Source organism: Enterococcus sp. AZ035 (assembly GCF_050548325.1).
GTDB lineage: Bacteria > Bacillota > Bacilli > Lactobacillales > Enterococcaceae > Enterococcus > Enterococcus faecalis.
Genome location: NZ_CP172958.1, coordinates 673,034 through 688,858 on the forward strand (window position 1 = coordinate 673,034; position 15,825 = coordinate 688,858).

Consider the following 15,825-nt stretch of genomic DNA (forward strand, 5'->3'; position numbering starts at 1 on the left):
ATGACTATGGAAAAAGTATTAGAAGTTAAAGACTTAAGAATCTCCTTTGATACATTTGCAGGTAAAGTCAACGCCATTCGTGGTGTGAGTTTTGATCTTTATAAAGGTGAAACGTTAGCCATCGTAGGTGAATCAGGGAGTGGTAAATCTGTTACAACCCGCAGTATTATGCGTTTGTTGAGCAGTAATGCCAATATTGATAACGGGGAAATTTTGTTTAAAGGACAAGATATTGTTCATAAAACAGAAAAACAAATGCAAGCCATTCGTGGTAAAGAAATCGCAATGATTTTCCAAGATCCGATGACTTCATTAGACCCAACGATGCCAATTGGCAAACAAGTGGCGGAATCATTAATCAAACATAATAAAGTCTCAAAAAAAGAAGGCTTAGCGCAAGCATTAGAATTACTAAAATTAGTCGGCATTCCTAATGCTGAAAAACGTTTGAAAAACTATCCACACCAATTTTCTGGTGGGCAACGTCAACGGATTGTCATTGCAATTGCTCTAATTTGTTATCCCGAAGTTCTAATTGCAGATGAACCAACTACAGCGTTGGATGTAACCATCCAAGCACAAATTTTAGAGTTATTAAAAGATTTACAAGAAAAAATTAGCACTTCGATTATTTTCATTACCCATGATTTAGGGGTAGTAGCAAACGTGGCTGACCGTGTCGCTGTCATGTACGGTGGACGTCTGGTTGAAGTGGGAACAGCAGAAGAAATTTTCTATAATCCACAACATCCATATACTTGGGGACTTTTAGGGTCAATGCCAACGATGGAAGGAACAGAAGACAAACTTTATGCGATTCCAGGTTCACCTCCAGATTTATTAGATCCACCAACTGGAGATGCCTTCTATCCACGGAATGAGTTTGCTTTAAAAATTGATACAGAAAAAGAACCACCTTATTTTGAAGTATCACCAACCCACAAAGCAGCAACGTGGTTATTAGCACCACAAGCACCAAAAGTTACGCCTCCAGCAGAGATTGTTCGTCGTTGGGCAATTTATGCAGAGCGTCAAAAAAATCCAGGAGGTAGTAATTAATGGCAGAAGAGAAAAAAGTCCTATTAGAAGTCACTGGTTTGAAACAGTATTTCAATGTTGGTCGTAAAGACGAAGTAAAAGCCATTGATGACATTAGTTTTCATATTTATGAAGGCGAAACCTTTGGATTAGTTGGCGAATCAGGAAGTGGAAAATCAACAACTGGTCGCAGTGTCATTCGTTTATATGATCCAACTGCTGGTGAAATTCTTTTCGATGGAAAAGACATTAGCAAAATTAAATCAAAAGCGGACATGCAAGCATTCCGTCGCGATGTTCAAATGATCTTCCAAGATCCATATGCTTCATTGAATCCAAGAATGAAAGTCAATGATATTATTGCTGAAGGAATCGATGTCAATGGATTAGCTAAAACACCAAAAGAGCGGGAAGAAAAAGTCAATGAACTTTTAAAAACGGTGGGATTAAATCCAAGTCACAGTACGCGTTATCCTCATGAGTTTTCTGGTGGGCAACGTCAACGGATCGGGATTGCTCGTGCTTTAGCGGTTAATCCACGTTTCATTATCTGTGATGAGCCAATTTCGGCTTTGGATGTGTCGATTCAAGCCCAAGTAGTAAACTTATTACAAGATTTACAAAAAGAACAAGGCTTAACTTACTTGTTTATCGCACATGACTTATCGATGGTAAAACATATCAGTGACCGAATTGGCGTAATGCACAGTGGGAAATTATTGGAAATGGGCACAAGTGATGATGTCTATAATTTCGGCGTTCATCCTTATACAGAAAGTTTGCTTTCTGCGATTCCATTACCAGATCCAGACTATGAACGCACACGTAAACGGATCGTTTACCAGCCTGCAGCGGCAGATGGGAAAGATCGTGAGCTCCGTGAAATTCTCAATGGACACTATGTTTATTGTGCTGAAGACGAAGTTGCAATGTACCGTGAAAAAATTGAAGAGAAGAAAAGAAAAGCTGGTTTATAACCAGCTTCTTTTCTAACTATCTTGGTAGGGTGGTTATGAGATGAAGGCTCTGAAAGCTTATAAATACAGACTTTATCCAACCTCAAAACAAGAAGAGTTTATTCAAAAAACATTTTCTTGTGTTCGCTTGGTGTATAATTTAATGTTACAAGACCGGATTGATATCTACAAAGAGATGCGAAAAAATCCTCAACAAACGTTTAAAATGCCAACGCCAGCTAAATATAAGAAACAATACCCTGTCCTCAGAGAAGTTGATAGTTTAGCCTTGGCAAATGCACAAGTTTATTTGGATCGAGCCTTTAAAAATTTTTATCGGGAAAAAGGGATGGGCTTTCCAAAAAAGAAAAAGAAAGAAACGGTGCATTCCTACACTACGAACAATCAACATGGCACGGTCAAAATTTTGGATAATCGTTATTTGAAAGTACCTAAATTGAAATCTTTAATTAAAATGAAGGTACACCGCCAACCGCTGGGGGAGATAAAATCTGTAACTATTTCTATGAGTGCGAGTCACAATTATTATGTTTCCATTTTGTGTGAAGCGCCGATTGAAACGAAAACAAAGCAACAAAAAATGGTGGGAATTTGTAGCAGTAGGGAAAAATTTGCGCTGCTTTCGAATGGTGAAAGCTTCGAAAAAAGCTATTGTTCAAAGCATTTAAAGCAAAAACTACGTCAAGAAGAACGAAAATTAAACAAGCGTAAAATGATTGCTTTGGAAAAAGGTGTCGATCTTTCGCAAGCAAAAAATTATCAAAAACAAAAAATAAAAGTCGCAAAAATTCGCGAAAAAATAGCCAACCAACGAACGGATATTTTAAACAAAATTACAACGGAATTGGTTTCAAGTTACGATGTTATTTGTATTGAAAAAGCCCATCACAGTAATGAGCGGCCGCCAAAACATGATCGTTCTGAACTGGCTTGGTCTTTATTTTTAGCTAAATTGTTGTATAAAGCACAATGGTATGGCAAAGAACTCATTTGTATTGAGTCAGAGGAGATCGAAACAGAGTTGTCTTTTTCTGAAAGTACAGAAAATTCAGAGTATCTTAGAAGCCAAAAAATCTTAGAACGTGGCTTGTCTAAACGAGAAACCTTATAAATAGAAGAACTGTAGGGACTACAGGGATCGCCTAGGGGATAGAAAATGTACACCATGTGTTGAACCATTTATTTCTAGGAAGTCACATTGGGACAGTCCACTAATTATTAATGATCAAAATACGAGTTCAAACGAATCTAGTGCTAGATTCGTTTTTTTTTGAGGAAATATATTGACAACTAGGATAAACTAAGGTAAACTAGTGAAGTTGAGAAATGAAAGCAGAAGCACCCGCTTCTCGCCTTAGTTGAGTATATCGCTGGGCTAGATAAAGTATTCCTTATTTTTTTAAGTAAGGCAGACTGTTGGCGGGTTCTGGATAGGAACCTGTTTTTTTATTGCATTTAGCAAACAAAGCAGACTTCCGTTAGGATTTTCTCTTAAAAATTTTGGAGGTGAATGACCATAGCAAAGGATATGATGGTTAACGACGGCATTCGTGCACGCGAGTTACGTTTGATCGGACAAGATGGTGAACAATTAGGTGTAAAAACCAAAGCAGAAGCATTACAAATCGCTGAATCTGCAAACTTGGATTTAGTACTTGTAGCGCCAGGAGCGAAACCACCAGTTGCGCGAATTATGGATTATGGAAAATTCCGTTTCGAACAACAAAAGAAAGAGCGTGAAGCTCGCAAGAAACAAAAAGTGATCAACGTCAAAGAAGTTCGTTTAAGTCCAACAATTGACGTAAATGACTTCAATACAAAACTTCGTAATGCGCGTAAGTTCTTAGAAAAAGGAGACAAAGTGAAAGCTTCTATCCGTTTCAAAGGCCGTGCCATTACCCATAAAGAGATTGGTCAGAAAGTTCTTGATCGCTTAGCTGAAGAAACTGCGGACATCGCCACAGTGGAACAAAAAGCGAAAATGGACGGACGCAGCATGTTTCTAACGCTGGCACCGAAAAACGACAAGTAAACGAAGAGACCGAGCATTCGGACTTTTGGTAATTTCTACAAGAAGGATATTCGACAGTTGTGACTGTTAGAGTCTTTCACTTGAAGCAAAGATTTTGAGGAGGAAAATTAGTCATGCCAAAACAAAAAACACACCGCGGATTAGCAAAACGTGTAAAACGTACTGGTGGAGGCGGCTTAAAACGTGGCCGTGCCTTTACATCTCACCGTTTCCACGGTAAAACTAAAAAACAACGCCGTCAATTGCGTAAAGCAAGCATGGTTGCAAAAGGCGATTACAAACGTATCCGCCAACAATTAGCAAGAATGAAATAAAACAACTCGGTGACTTTTAGATTACCGTCAAGAGAAACAAGATATTAGGAGGAATTCAACATGGCACGTGTTAAAGGTGGAACAGTAACCCGTAAACGTCGTAAAAAAGTCCTTAAGTTAGCGAAAGGCTACTACGGATCAAAACATACTTTATTTAAATCAGCAAAAGAACAAGTAATGAACTCTTATTACTATGCATTCAGAGACCGTCGTCAAAAGAAACGTGACTTCCGTAAATTATGGATTGCACGTATCAACGCGGCAGCTCGCATGAATGGCTTAAGCTATTCTAAATTAATGCACGGTTTGAAATTGGCAGAGATTGATATCAACCGCAAAATGTTAGCTGACTTAGCCGTTAACGATGCAGCAGCATTTACAGCGTTAGCTGAACAAGCAAAAGACGCTTTAAGCAAATAAGCTTAAATAATCTTTCACACCCTACTCATTGAGTAGGGTGTTTTTTTAATAACTCCGTTGGTAACTTTCATCTATAAATGAAAAAATTTGTGAGAGCGGAATTTCTTCAGAAAGACTTAACCAATGCTCTTTATTCATATGATAGGCAGGAAAATAGCCAGGTTGGTTCTTTAATAAGGCAATCAATTCAGGCGCAAGTTTAACGGTTAAAATAGTGAGCTGCTTATTCTCGGTAGCGCCGAGCAGTTGTGCATCCAGTGGCATAATTAAAGCAAACCATTTCGCATTTCTAGGATGACGAAAGACGAGATAGTCTGGGTGTTTTTTAAAAGGAAAATCGGGCGTTATCTGATAACGTTCTTGGATATAGGCGCTAATAGTTTCTTGAAAAGTCATAGGTTTCTTCCTTTCGTTAAGGCTAGGCATATCTATTTACATCATAGCAAAAATTACATAAAATTACTTCGTTCAAAGGAATGGGAGGAGGGAGCAGATGACATTAATTTCAACAATTTTAGTAACCTTGGTGGCTGTAGAATTTTTCTACATTATGTATTTAGAAACGATTGTACCAACATCTGAGACAACAAGCCGTGTTTTTAAAATGGATAAGCAAGAGTTACAAAGAAAATCAGTCACTACATTGTTTAAAAATCAAGGAATCTATAATGGACTAATCGGTGCAGGACTTATTTATAGTGTCTATTTTGCGCAAGCAACGATGGAGATGACAAAATTTTTATTGATTTATATTATTTTAGTGGCGGCGTACGGTAGCTTAACTAGTGATAAAAAAATCATTTTAACACAAGGCGGTTTAGCTATCGTGGCTTTGATTAGTTTACTTGTTTAGCCATCAGAGTTAATAGAGAGAGACAGTCAAATCGACAGAAAAAACACGGTTGATTTGACTATTTTTTATGGAATTGAGAGAGACAAAATGTGGTATACTTTGTTTATTAGATAGGGAGGAATTAAAAATGCTGAACCAAAAAGAAGTAAAAAAAACTGATTATCCTCAATTAATTTCTCTATGGCGTTCTTCAGTAGAAGCTACCCATTTGTTTTTGAGTCAGGCAGATATTGATAAAATCGAAGTGGTTTTACCTGATTATTTTCAACAAGTTCAATTAAGTATGTGGTTAAATGAAGAACAGAAATGTGTGGGCTTTAGTGGAACAAATCAACAAACGTTGGAAATGTTATTTATTGACCCGGTCTATTTTCGTAAAGGCTATGGTGGAGAAATTATCCAAAAGTTAATAGAGCAAGAATCAATTGTCTTTGTTGATGCCAATAAACAAAATGAAGGGGCTGTGAAGTTCTATCAATCTCAAGGGTTTCAAGTAATTGGTGAATCAAAGGAAGATCCTCAAGGAAATCCGTTTCCTATTTTACATATGAAACGGATATAGAAAAGAGGGAAGAAATCATGCGGGTAATCGTTACTGAATACCAACCAGCCTGGGTGGAACAGTTTGAAGAAGAAGCCCAAGCGTTGAAACAGATTCTAAAGGAAAATTGTCTTAAAGTTGAACATATCGGTAGCACATCTGTGCCTAATTTAGCAGCCAAACCAATTATTGATTTTTTGGTCATTGTTGAAGAAATTGAAAAAGTAGACCTGTTACAATGGGAATTTGAAAGAATCGGTTATGAATATATGGGGGAATTTGGGCTATCAGGACGTCGTTATTTACGAAAAGGCCCGATAAAAAGAACACATCATGTGCATATTTATCAGTTTGACAATACGCAAGAAATTTTGCGCCATCTTGCTTTTCGAAATTATTTACGAGAAAATCCGGCAATTGCTACAACCTATGGTACATTAAAAAAGCAATTGGCCCAAGCACACCCCGATAGCATTGATAAATATATGGATGGCAAAGATGCGTTCATTAAGAAAATAGAAAAAGAAGCGTTGAAGAAATATTGGGAAAAATAAAAAAAGTTGCTAAAGCTAGCAACTTTTTTTTGGTTCTTTTTTGAAAAAATGATAAAGAAGACCACTTAAAAGAACACCTAGAATAATTCCAATCGCTAAATTATGCGTATAGACGATCACACCCACTGTCACGAGTAAAATAACAATTTCAGTAATTTCAAAAGTTCGGAAAAGCTGCAAACTTTCCCAATCAAAGGTGTCGACTGCCACTGTCATCATGATCCCAATCAATGCAGCTGTAGGAATGGCTACCATCACGGATTTAAAAACAAAAATGAATAGAAGGAGGGTAATACCTGAAATCAAAGTAGAAAGCCGTTTTCGTCCTCCAGATTTAACATTAATGACCGCTTGGCCAATCATCGCACAGCCAGCTTGGCCACCAAAAAAGCCGGTAATTATATTAGCGAATCCTTGTGCTTTAACTTCTCGTTGGCTATCACTTTGGCTCGCTGTCATTTTGTCCACAATGGGGATCGTCAATAAAGATTCAATTAACCCGACCATTGCTAAGGCAACAGAGCTAGGTAAAATAATCCACAACGTTTCTAAGTTGACGGGTACATTAGGCCAACGGATCGCTGGATGAAACTGACTCATTTCACCAAGATCACCTACCGTTTGCAAATGACCTTTTAAAAAATAGGACAGGATAGTCATGAATAAAATAACAATTAAAGCAGGAGGCACAATTGTAATAAACTTAGGTAATAGATAAATAAGTAAGATACTACAGATAATCATACCGTAGGACCACAGTGTTTGATGGGGCAATTGTTGTACTTGCGCCATGAAAATTAAAATGGCTAACGCATTGACGAATCCGTACATCACTGTCTTGGGAATAAAGCGCATCAATTTGTGGATACCTAAATAACCTAAAATAAATTGTAGAAAGCCTGTTAAAATAGTCGCAGCAAGCATGTATGACAAACCATGTGCTTGAATTAAGCCTGCAAGGACTAAGGCCATTGAGCCAGCAGACGCCGAAACCATTGCCGGACGGCCGCCCGTAAAAGTAATCACAAGTAAAGTAACAGCTGAAGCAAACACTGCAGAAAGCGGGTGAACACCAGCAATAATCGCAAACCCGATTACTTCTGGTAAAATGGCGACAGAAGAAACGAGACCGGCAAAGAGATCATTTCGTTCATTGCCTAACCATTCGCTTTTTTTAATACTAAATAACATCGAAAAACTCCTTTAAGTTAATAAAACCTTATTCATAATAGCATGAATAAGCTGAAATGAGCGTGGGACAAAAATCACTTTGGATTTTTGCTCCACGCTCAAAAACTGATAAACGGCGGGAACAAAAGCAACTCCTTCGGAAATAAGCCGGAATTCTCCAAAAATTACAGAACAATTTTCGGAAATTCCTTCTTATTTCTCGGAGTTAAACGCTTCTGTCCCGACCTCATTAGAACTGTAGCAGTGCCAACAACAAAATGGCTAGGACGACTTGAACAGTTCCTACTGATAAACCATAGATTAAGAAACGTTTGCCTTCTTGGAAAAACTTTTTAAAATCGAGTCGTAACCCGATTGCTGCCAAGGCAGTAATTTCAAACCAAGAACTAAAGAAATGAGCAGTCTCACTGATCACGACGGGGAAATGAATCAAACTATTAAAGACACAGGCAATGAAAAAGCCAACTACATACCAAGGTAGGGCGCTGCTTTTTTTGGTGACTTCTACCAACTCAGCCTCTGATTCTGCCGTCTTACTTTGCTTGAAACGTCCAAATAAATAGACAACTGCTACGAGTAGGACAATCCGCATAATTTTAAAGAGCATCGCAAGTTGAACTGCGTTCTCATTGACCATATTGGCACTGGCGACAACCTGACCAACTGATTGTAAAGTCCCTCCGATTAGTGCGCTACGAGCCAACAAATTGGTACCATAGAGAATCCCACTTAAAATGGGTAAGGTCAACATTAAAACGGTTCCTAATAAGTTTACTAAAGTAATGATTTGGCCTTTTTCTTCCTCATCTGCTTGAATTGCTGGAGCAATCGAAGCAATAGCAGAAGACCCACAAACGGCATTACCACCAGCCATCAATAAAGACATATTATCAGAAAAAGCCAGTTTTTTACCGATCAAATAGGCAAAAATAATGGTCAGCGACATTTGAATGAGAATAAATGCGACACCTTGTAAGCCAATTTGGGCAATCGTTTGAAAGGTCACGGTGGTTCCCAATAAAACAACAGAAAATTCTAGTAATTTACTTTCGGCTACTTTGGTTCCGCGATTTAAATTGGCACCGCGAACAAAGGTATTTCCCAAAAAGATTCCTAGTAAAATAGCTATCGTTGCGGCGCCTAAGCTAGGTAACCAGATGGCAAGAAACTTGCTAAGGCAGGCGACAAGGAAAGCTGTTAGCAAGCCGGGAAGAATTTGGAATAAAGATTGGATATAATCATTTTCTGAATTTTTCATTGAAAAAATCTCTCTTTCTTGTTCATTACTTCCAGTATAACGAAATTTTTTACATTTGAGAAATAAATAGTTAAAATAATATTTATAATAGAAAGTTATCGAAAGGATACTTATGTTTAAATTATTAAAGACTTTTCAAATTGTGTATGAGCAAATGAACTTTTCCAAAGCAGCTACCTGCCTATATATCTCACAACCAGCCGTTTCTAATCAAATCAAACAATTAGAAGAAGAATTAGGCTGTTCATTGTTTTTAAGAAATGGTCGACAAGATGTAGTCCCTACTAGGCAAGCAGAAGTCTTGTATAATCGTTTGCTAAATTTAGCTGATGATTGGCAAGAAACATTAACAGCTCTTCATCAGGCGAGATTACCTAAAGAAACTTGCCGAATTGCTGCGTCTAATACTTTTGCAGTTTATTATTTGCCGCAACTGATGCAGCATTTACAGACACAGTATGCAACAATCAATTTTGTTTTAGAAATGAACAATTCAGAAGAAGTAGTGGAAAAAGTTGAAAAACATCAAGTTGATTTTGGCTTTATCGAAAAACCATTAATTACGAAAGGCGCCTCTCGTGAAGAAATTATTCAGGATCAATTGGTTTTAGCTGGGGACCCTGCCAATCAGAATTGGTTGGTACGTGAAAAGGATTCTGGGGTCTTTCATTATACCCAACAGTATTTAGAAGAAAGTAATCAAAGCCCAACACTCATGACGGTTAAAAATAATGAAATGATTGTTAAAATGTTGGAATTGGGCATGGGGCAATCGTTGCTTTCAAGAAAGGCGATTACTGAAAAAATTCCTTTCCAAACGTTAGGTGAAAAGTATTGGCGTTCCTTTTATTTTTTGACACGGGGACATTTAAAATCCTCCTTGCTTCAAGAAGTAAAACAAGCAATTTATCGATTCTATCAGACGGAAATGAATAAATACTAAAACGTTCTCTTTGTTTATTTATCAATCTTTGACTACACTAAAGAAAACGAAGGAGGGAACCACAATGCCTAAATTTTCACCTTGTTTATGGTTTGACACACAAGCGGAAGAAGCTGCTAACTTCTATACAACAATCTTTGAAAAAGGTGCGATTCTAAGTAAAACGAACTACGTTAATGAGGAGCATCAACCTCATGGAACATCATTAATGACCATTGAATTTACCTTGGCGAACCAAACAATCATTGGTTTAAATGGCGGACCAGAATTTTCCTTTACGCCAGCTAGTTCATTTTTTGTTGAATGTAAAACATTATCACAAACAGAAACGTTGTGGAAAAATTTAACAGCAGACGGACAGATATTGATGCCTTTTGGGGAATATCCTTTTAGTCCTTTATATGGTTGGGTAGTGGACAAATTTGGTGTCTCTTGGCAAGTGTCTTTTTCAGGAAAAGAACAAACAATTGTACCAACCTTTATGTTTGCTAATGAAAGATATGGCGAAGCAGCCAAAGCTCTATCAGAATGGTTGGCGATTTTCGGTCCAGGCGAAATAATTGAAAAAGTTGAATATGAAGATGGGAACATTGCGCAAGCACTTTTCACATTACAGGAGCAACCGTTTCGAGTAATGGATGCACGAGATAAACGTGATTTTGATTTTACCATGGCCTTCTCCATTTATATTGATTGTGAAAATCAGGAGGAAATAGATCGGCTATGGCAACAAGTGACTGCTAAAGGGAAAGAATGGCCGTGTGGCTGGATGGAAGATCAATTTGGGGTCAGTTGGCAAACAGGCAATCCTGAACTGAAACGTTATTTATCTGACTCAAATCCAGCTAGAGCAAATGAAGTGACCAAAAAATTGTACCAAATGAAAAAAATAGATTTAAACCAGTTAAAAGAAGTGTATGACAAATATAATCATTAGAAAAACTGAGGTTGTCTGATCGACTACACTTCGTTACGTTGGTATCAATTCCAATACATGGAACATATTAGAGTTGAAGGACTTGTCTTTTAAGGATCAAGACTTTCAACTCTTAAAAAAGGCTCGATTCTTGCGAGTTCCAAAGAGGCTACTTCTATTTTGTTGTTTACTTAATGGTTAGGACTCTGCCGATTTTTTTATAAGATTATGCTATAATTAAGAGTAGTAAATTATTGAAGGAAAAATGAAAAGTCCAAAATAGGAAGTGGTAAAATGATTGAGTTAATTGTGTTGTTAACAGTTTTTACTTATGGAACGAACTTTGTTTTATATCTTATTTTGAAAAATAAAAAGTCCATGCCAATTGTCGAAAAAGCTTCTATTGTATTAGGAATTAATATGTCTGTGTTATTATTAGATGGTATTTTTGCTTTCGTTGGTAAATTCATCATGTTATCAGAATGGGAATTATTAGCGCCTATTTTTGAAATAGTGTAAAAATCATCATAAAGTCCTATATCCAAAAAGAATGAAGTTTGTTAGGATAAGAAAGATGAAAATTTAGAAATAAAAGAGGTGGGATTGCATGGCTAAAATCATGATTGTCGAAGATGAAACAACCATTCGAGAATTAATTAGCGAGGAATTACAAAAATGGCAATTTGAAACGATTGGAACAACCGATTTTAATGATGTATTGGATGATTTTCAAGAGGAGAATCCTCAATTAGTCTTGATGGATATTAATTTACCTGTTTACGATGGGTACTATTGGTGTCAAAAAATTCGTGAAGTTTCTAAAGTACCAATTATTTTTATTTCGAGTCGTAGTACCAATATGGATATGATTATGGCGATGAACATGGGCGCGGATGATTTTGTCACAAAACCGTTCCAGATAGATGTTTTAATTGCTAAAATCAATGCTTTGTTGCGCCGCTCTTATAACTATTCCGATACGGATAGTGAAGTGCTTTCACATAATGGCATTACTTTAAATGTGGACAATGGACGAATGGAAATCAGAGGTGAAATGATCGATTTAAGTAAAAATGAATACCGATTACTGTATCTTTTAATGAAAAAGCACGGAAAAATTTTAACACGTGAAAAACTATTGCGCGCTTTATGGGACGATGAACGTTTTGTGGATGACAATACGCTGACGGTAAATATCAATCGTTTACGAAAAAAAATTGAGCAAGCAGGGATTGCTGGCTATATTGAAACCAAAGTGGGCGTCGGTTATATGGTGCCCTAGATAGGAGTAGACAATGACCATTCTAAAGTATTTAAAAGATCGCTGGTTATTACTAATTGGTTGGTTATTTTTTCTGTTCTTAACTTGTTTTATTTTATGGTTGGCTCCTAATGTCCGCTTAGATTGGACAGTGGTTGGCTATATCTTTTTACTGCAAAGTGTTTTTTTATCGCTATTTTTAACAATTGATTATTATTTAAAACGTAAGTGGTGGCTTTCGTTGGCAACGGAAAAAGAGCCGCCTTCTTTACAAGAATATTTGAATACAGCAGAAAAAGAAGAAGAACTACTTGTCCAAACGTATATTAACGGTTTATTGCAAGAGCACCAACAAACCATGCAGCAAGCAATTAACAACCAACAGGACCAAAAAGATTACATTGACTCTTGGGTTCATGAAATCAAAGTCCCCCTAGCGGCTATCACGTTACTGGTACAATCTGTCGAAGATGATATTCCAGAGAAAAAATATTATCTATTGGAAAATGAGTTAGGTAAAATTGATGAATATGTCGAGCAAGTCCTATATTATGCTAGACTGGACAGCTTTTCTCGAGATTATTTACTCCAAGAATATTCTTTAAAAGAAATTGTGCAATCTGTTGTTCGTACGCAAGCAAATTATTTTATCCAAAAAAGATTGCAATTCTCAATTGAAGGGGAAGATGAAGCGGTTTTAACCGACCGAAAATGGGTCATTTTTATTTTCCGCCAATTATTAAGTAATGCAGTCAAGTATACGCCAGAAGGCGGCACGATTACGGTCCTAATTTCCAAAAATAAACAAGGTATTTATTTATCTTTAAAAGATTCTGGGATTGGCATTCCGACACAAGATCAACGACGCATTTTCGATAAAGGATTTACTGGTGAAAACGGGCGAAAAAGCGAACAGCATTCGACTGGTATTGGTCTGTATTTGGCTCATAGCTTAGCGAAAAAGTTAGGTCATGATTTAACAGTCGAATCGACAGAAGGGCAAGGTACGACGATGACATTGTTTTTCCCTTCCCTCAGTTATTATAATGAAGTGAAATAAAAAGTAGGTCTATCAGCAAACTAAAGAGGTGATAGGCCTTTTTTTATTTATTAAAACTTTCTTGCTAACTTCTCTTACTCTTCTTAGTTGTTTAGAAAACGTTTTTATTGTTAGAATGAAATGAAATAAATTTGTTAGGAGAATATTATGAGTTTACTTATCGCTTTAGTGCCCATGATTGCGTGGGGCAGTATTGGTTTAGTCAGCGGTAAAATTGGTGGAAGCGCCAATCAACAAACGTTAGGTATGACAATCGGCGCATTACTATTTTCAATTGTTGTCTTTTTTGTCATCCAGCCTACGTTGACGACAGCCACATTAATTGTTGGATTTATATCTGGTTTATTCTGGAGTTTGGGACAGAATCAACAATTTCATAGCATGAAATATATGGGCGTTTCAGTTGGCTTACCAATTTCAACTGGGATGCAGTTAGTTGTTAATACCGTTGCAGGGGCTGTTTTTTTCCATGAATGGACAAAAACAAAAGACTTTGTTGTGGGCTTTATCGCTTTGGCCTTTTTAGTTTTTGGGGTGTATTTAACAGCTCGACAAGATGATGATAGTCAACCGAAAACCTCAAACAGTATGTTAGATTTTAATAAAGGGATTCGGGCGTTGATTTTCTCAACAGTTGGGTATGGCGTCTATACCATCATTATTAATGCCACTGGTTTAGATCCGTGGGGAATTATTTTGCCACAAAGTATTGGTATGTTAGTGGGGGCTAGTTTCTTTGCCTTCAAAAAAGTCAAAGTTGATCGTTTTGTTTGGATGAATATGACGACGGGTCTGCTTTGGGGCTTAGGAAATATTTGTATGTTATTAACAATGCGTGAAATTGGCTTAGCTATTAGCTTCTCTTTATCACAAATGGGGATTATTATTTCGACTCTTGGGGGCATCTTCCTTTTAGGCGAAAGAAAATCAAAAAAAGAAATGTTTTATGTTATTTTTGGTTGCATTTTTGTTATTCTAGGTGGTATTCTTTTAGGGTATATGAAAGCGTAAATAGTTTATTTACGCTTATTTTTTTTACGGGGGTAAACACATGTCTATTTTCAGAAAAAAAGAAATCACTGTGCCTGTCAATGACAGTGGTGGGATGAAAAAAAATCTTAAGACGATGGACTTAATTTTTCTAGGAATTGGGGCTGTAGTAGGAACAGGGATTTTTGTTGTGACAGGTGTCGCAGCGGAACGCTATGCAGGTCCAGGGCTCGTCTTATCATTTCTGGTAGCAGCAGCCGCGATTATTTTATCTGGTTTATGCTATGCAGAATTTGCATCACGTATTCCGGTCATTGGTGGGCCGTATGCCTACATGTATGTGGTCTTTGGAGAAATTGTGGCTTGGATGACTGGTTGGATGATTATTTGTGAGTTTTTCTTGGCGGTTTCATCCGTTGCTTCAGGTTGGTCAGGCTATGTCCATGGCTTTTTGGATAGCTTAGGTTTTTCTTTGCCGCAAGCGTTAAGTGGCGCTTATAATCCAACAAATGGTACATATATTGATTTGATTGCCATGTTGGTCGTTGTAGCCGTAACTTTTTGGGTATCTTTAGAAGCGAAAACAGCGTTACGTTTAAATAACTTAATGGTTTTCGTGAAGTTTGGGATTATTTTATTATTTGTTCTCGTGGGAATCTTTTATGTGAAACCAACGAACTGGCAACCATTTATTCCTTATGGTTTTTCAGGCGTTTTCAGTGGTGCTGCTTTAGTTTTCTTTGCCTTTCTAGGGTTTGATGCGGTCAGCATGGCCGCGGAGGAAGTGAAGAATCCGAAAAAAGATATTCCAAAAGGGATTATTGGTTCCATTATTATTTCAACATTGTTATATATTGTTGTTACGTTAGTTTTAACTGGGATTGTTCCATTTACGGATTTAGGGGTCAAGGATCCGGTGGCTTTTGCGATGCGCTTCATTAATCATGGCGCAATTGCGACAATCATTTCAGTTGGTGCTATTTTAACCTTATTAACAGTGACGATTGCGATGATGTACAGTTTAGCCCGTGTGATTTATGCGATTAGTAAAGATGGATTATTGCCGCAGTTTATGAGCAAAATCGATGAGAAGCGGCACACACCTAAGAATGCAACCTATGTAGCTGGATTTTTAGCAATGGTTTTTGCTGGGATTGTTCCAATGGAGATGTTGGCTGAACTTACAAATATCGTGACACTCTTTTATCTGATGTTTCTCGCTTTAGGAATTATCAAATTACGGACAATGAAAGGAGAACCGCAAGCAGGTGAATTTAAAGTACCACTTGTGCCGGTTCTACCATTAATTTCAATCGTGGTTTGCGCCGCTCTGATGTTCCAATTGTCTTTAGCTACTTGGCAAGTATTTGGCGTAGCCGTAGTGATTGGTTTGGCTATTTATTTCTTTTATGGACGTCACCATAGTATCGTTCGTTTCGAGACAAAAGAATAAAAATGAACGAAAAAAGAGAGGAAT

Annotated in this window: 19 protein-coding genes and 1 other annotated feature; of the genes, 16 read left to right on the forward strand and 3 right to left on the reverse strand. The window is 37.3% G+C overall.

All coding sequences use genetic code 11. From position 1 onward, the window contains the following. The 6 genes from opp1D to rplT all read left to right on the forward strand — a co-directional run bounded on the left by opp1D (window position 1) and on the right by rplT (window position 4,781). Window positions 1-1,059, forward strand: coding sequence for an oligopeptide ABC transporter ATP-binding protein Opp1D (gene opp1D, locus IGL32_RS03225; protein WP_002355794.1), 1,059 nt, complete (start codon window positions 1-3; stop codon window positions 1,057-1,059). After that, on the forward strand, window positions 1,059-2,015 hold the full coding sequence (gene opp1F, locus IGL32_RS03230) for an oligopeptide ABC transporter ATP-binding protein Opp1F (RefSeq protein ID WP_002355795.1): 957 nt from the start codon (window positions 1,059-1,061) through the stop codon (window positions 2,013-2,015). The genes opp1D and opp1F overlap by 1 nt, the downstream gene beginning before the upstream one ends. Before the next feature lie 40 nt (window positions 2,016-2,055). Then, the gene (locus IGL32_RS03235) at window positions 2,056-3,126 is read left to right on the forward strand and encodes an RNA-guided endonuclease TnpB family protein (RefSeq protein ID WP_002355796.1); all 1,071 of its coding nucleotides are present in this window, start codon (window positions 2,056-2,058) and stop codon (window positions 3,124-3,126) included. A 213-nt stretch (window positions 3,127-3,339) separates the two neighbouring features. Continuing rightward, window positions 3,340-3,471: a sequence feature (ribosomal protein L20 leader region), on the forward strand. Window positions 3,472-3,525: 54 nt separating this feature from the next. After that, entirely contained in the window at window positions 3,526-4,047 is a 522-nt protein-coding gene (infC, locus tag IGL32_RS03240) for a translation initiation factor IF-3 (RefSeq protein ID WP_002355797.1), read from the forward strand. A 113-nt stretch (window positions 4,048-4,160) separates the two neighbouring features. After that, a complete protein-coding gene (gene rpmI, locus IGL32_RS03245; RefSeq protein WP_002355798.1) occupies window positions 4,161-4,361 on the forward strand; it encodes a 50S ribosomal protein L35 in 201 nt (66 codons plus the stop codon). A gap of 60 nt (window positions 4,362-4,421) precedes the next feature. Continuing rightward, complete coding sequence (rplT, locus tag IGL32_RS03250) at window positions 4,422-4,781, forward strand: 50S ribosomal protein L20 (protein ID WP_002355799.1); 360 nt, start codon at window positions 4,422-4,424, stop codon at window positions 4,779-4,781. Between the two features lie 45 nt (window positions 4,782-4,826). Here the strand turns inward: rplT and IGL32_RS03255 are convergent, their stop codons facing one another. Next, complete coding sequence (locus IGL32_RS03255; RefSeq protein ID WP_002409311.1) at window positions 4,827-5,207, reverse strand: MmcQ/YjbR family DNA-binding protein; 381 nt, start codon at window positions 5,205-5,207, stop codon at window positions 4,827-4,829. Between the two features lie 67 nt (window positions 5,208-5,274). On the opposite strand from IGL32_RS03255, the gene IGL32_RS03260 reads away from it, so the two are divergent. From IGL32_RS03260 to IGL32_RS03270, 3 genes are all read left to right on the forward strand, one after another. Continuing rightward, on the forward strand, window positions 5,275-5,634 hold the full coding sequence (locus IGL32_RS03260; RefSeq protein ID WP_002358829.1) for a DUF1304 domain-containing protein: 360 nt from the start codon (window positions 5,275-5,277) through the stop codon (window positions 5,632-5,634). A gap of 67 nt (window positions 5,635-5,701) precedes the next feature. After that, window positions 5,702-6,196 carry a GNAT family N-acetyltransferase gene (locus IGL32_RS03265; RefSeq protein WP_002394917.1) on the forward strand — a complete coding sequence of 165 codons (495 nt, stop codon included), beginning with the start codon at window positions 5,702-5,704 and terminating at the stop codon, window positions 6,194-6,196. Between the two features lie 17 nt (window positions 6,197-6,213). Further along, complete coding sequence (locus tag IGL32_RS03270) at window positions 6,214-6,729, forward strand: GrpB family protein (RefSeq protein WP_002379186.1); 516 nt, start codon at window positions 6,214-6,216, stop codon at window positions 6,727-6,729. A 15-nt stretch (window positions 6,730-6,744) separates the two neighbouring features. On the opposite strand, the gene IGL32_RS03275 is transcribed toward IGL32_RS03270, so the two are convergent. Together IGL32_RS03275 and IGL32_RS03280 are read right to left on the reverse strand one after the other, a co-directional pair. Further along, the gene (locus IGL32_RS03275; protein WP_002380126.1) at window positions 6,745-7,920 is read right to left on the reverse strand and encodes a SulP family inorganic anion transporter; all 1,176 of its coding nucleotides are present in this window, start codon (window positions 7,918-7,920) and stop codon (window positions 6,745-6,747) included. A 229-nt stretch (window positions 7,921-8,149) separates the two neighbouring features. Further along, entirely contained in the window at window positions 8,150-9,178 is a 1,029-nt protein-coding gene (locus IGL32_RS03280; protein WP_002355805.1) for a YeiH family protein, read from the reverse strand. 112 nt (window positions 9,179-9,290) lie between these two features. Here IGL32_RS03280 and IGL32_RS03285 point away from each other — a divergent pair, with 112 nt between their 5' ends. From IGL32_RS03285 to IGL32_RS03315, 7 genes are all read left to right on the forward strand, one after another. Continuing rightward, on the forward strand, window positions 9,291-10,121 hold the full coding sequence (locus IGL32_RS03285; RefSeq protein ID WP_002358839.1) for a LysR family transcriptional regulator: 831 nt from the start codon (window positions 9,291-9,293) through the stop codon (window positions 10,119-10,121). A 64-nt stretch (window positions 10,122-10,185) separates the two neighbouring features. Then, a complete protein-coding gene (locus tag IGL32_RS03290; RefSeq protein WP_010826431.1) occupies window positions 10,186-11,058 on the forward strand; it encodes a VOC family protein in 873 nt (290 codons plus the stop codon). Between the two features lie 273 nt (window positions 11,059-11,331). Further along, window positions 11,332-11,556 carry a hypothetical protein gene (locus tag IGL32_RS03295; protein WP_002355808.1) on the forward strand — a complete coding sequence of 75 codons (225 nt, stop codon included), beginning with the start codon at window positions 11,332-11,334 and terminating at the stop codon, window positions 11,554-11,556. A gap of 88 nt (window positions 11,557-11,644) precedes the next feature. Next, window positions 11,645-12,319 (forward strand): two-component system response regulator SapR, encoded by a 675-nt coding sequence (sapR, locus tag IGL32_RS03300; protein WP_002358841.1) that lies wholly within the window; start codon window positions 11,645-11,647, stop codon window positions 12,317-12,319. A 13-nt stretch (window positions 12,320-12,332) separates the two neighbouring features. Continuing rightward, window positions 12,333-13,358 (forward strand): two-component system sensor histidine kinase SapS, encoded by a 1,026-nt coding sequence (sapS, locus tag IGL32_RS03305; protein WP_002379189.1) that lies wholly within the window; start codon window positions 12,333-12,335, stop codon window positions 13,356-13,358. A 147-nt stretch (window positions 13,359-13,505) separates the two neighbouring features. Further along, the gene (locus IGL32_RS03310) at window positions 13,506-14,369 is read left to right on the forward strand and encodes a GRP family sugar transporter (RefSeq protein ID WP_002355811.1); all 864 of its coding nucleotides are present in this window, start codon (window positions 13,506-13,508) and stop codon (window positions 14,367-14,369) included. Between the two features lie 40 nt (window positions 14,370-14,409). Further along, entirely contained in the window at window positions 14,410-15,801 is a 1,392-nt protein-coding gene (locus tag IGL32_RS03315) for an amino acid permease (protein ID WP_002379190.1), read from the forward strand. Window positions 15,802-15,825: the final 24 nt, after the last annotated feature.

What these genes read in the sequence shown, in the direction of transcription:
- IGL32_RS03265 (WP_002394917.1), top strand. Translation starts at nt 5,702, where the DNA reads ATGGAATTGAGAGAGACAAAATGTGGTATACTTTGTTTATTAGATAGG.
- IGL32_RS03315 (WP_002379190.1), top strand. Translation starts at nt 14,410, where the DNA reads ATGTCTATTTTCAGAAAAAAAGAAATCACTGTGCCTGTCAATGACAGT.
- IGL32_RS03290 (WP_010826431.1), top strand. Translation starts at nt 10,186, where the DNA reads ATGCCTAAATTTTCACCTTGTTTATGGTTTGACACACAAGCGGAAGAA.
- IGL32_RS03275 (WP_002380126.1), bottom strand. Translation starts at nt 7,920, where the DNA reads ATGTTATTTAGTATTAAAAAAAGCGAATGGTTAGGCAATGAACGAAAT.
- sapR (WP_002358841.1), top strand. Translation starts at nt 11,645, where the DNA reads ATGGCTAAAATCATGATTGTCGAAGATGAAACAACCATTCGAGAATTA.
- opp1D (WP_002355794.1), top strand. Translation starts at nt 1, where the DNA reads ATGACTATGGAAAAAGTATTAGAAGTTAAAGACTTAAGAATCTCCTTT.
- opp1F (WP_002355795.1), top strand. Translation starts at nt 1,059, where the DNA reads ATGGCAGAAGAGAAAAAAGTCCTATTAGAAGTCACTGGTTTGAAACAG.
- IGL32_RS03295 (WP_002355808.1), top strand. Translation starts at nt 11,332, where the DNA reads ATGATTGAGTTAATTGTGTTGTTAACAGTTTTTACTTATGGAACGAAC.
- IGL32_RS03235 (WP_002355796.1), top strand. Translation starts at nt 2,056, where the DNA reads ATGAAGGCTCTGAAAGCTTATAAATACAGACTTTATCCAACCTCAAAA.
- IGL32_RS03280 (WP_002355805.1), bottom strand. Translation starts at nt 9,178, where the DNA reads ATGAAAAATTCAGAAAATGATTATATCCAATCTTTATTCCAAATTCTT.
- sapS (WP_002379189.1), top strand. Translation starts at nt 12,333, where the DNA reads ATGACCATTCTAAAGTATTTAAAAGATCGCTGGTTATTACTAATTGGT.
- IGL32_RS03255 (WP_002409311.1), bottom strand. Translation starts at nt 5,207, where the DNA reads ATGCCTAGCCTTAACGAAAGGAAGAAACCTATGACTTTTCAAGAAACT.
- IGL32_RS03285 (WP_002358839.1), top strand. Translation starts at nt 9,291, where the DNA reads ATGTTTAAATTATTAAAGACTTTTCAAATTGTGTATGAGCAAATGAAC.
- IGL32_RS03260 (WP_002358829.1), top strand. Translation starts at nt 5,275, where the DNA reads ATGACATTAATTTCAACAATTTTAGTAACCTTGGTGGCTGTAGAATTT.
- IGL32_RS03310 (WP_002355811.1), top strand. Translation starts at nt 13,506, where the DNA reads ATGAGTTTACTTATCGCTTTAGTGCCCATGATTGCGTGGGGCAGTATT.
- rplT (WP_002355799.1), top strand. Translation starts at nt 4,422, where the DNA reads ATGGCACGTGTTAAAGGTGGAACAGTAACCCGTAAACGTCGTAAAAAA.
- infC (WP_002355797.1), top strand. Translation starts at nt 3,526, where the DNA reads ATGACCATAGCAAAGGATATGATGGTTAACGACGGCATTCGTGCACGC.
- rpmI (WP_002355798.1), top strand. Translation starts at nt 4,161, where the DNA reads ATGCCAAAACAAAAAACACACCGCGGATTAGCAAAACGTGTAAAACGT.
- IGL32_RS03270 (WP_002379186.1), top strand. Translation starts at nt 6,214, where the DNA reads ATGCGGGTAATCGTTACTGAATACCAACCAGCCTGGGTGGAACAGTTT.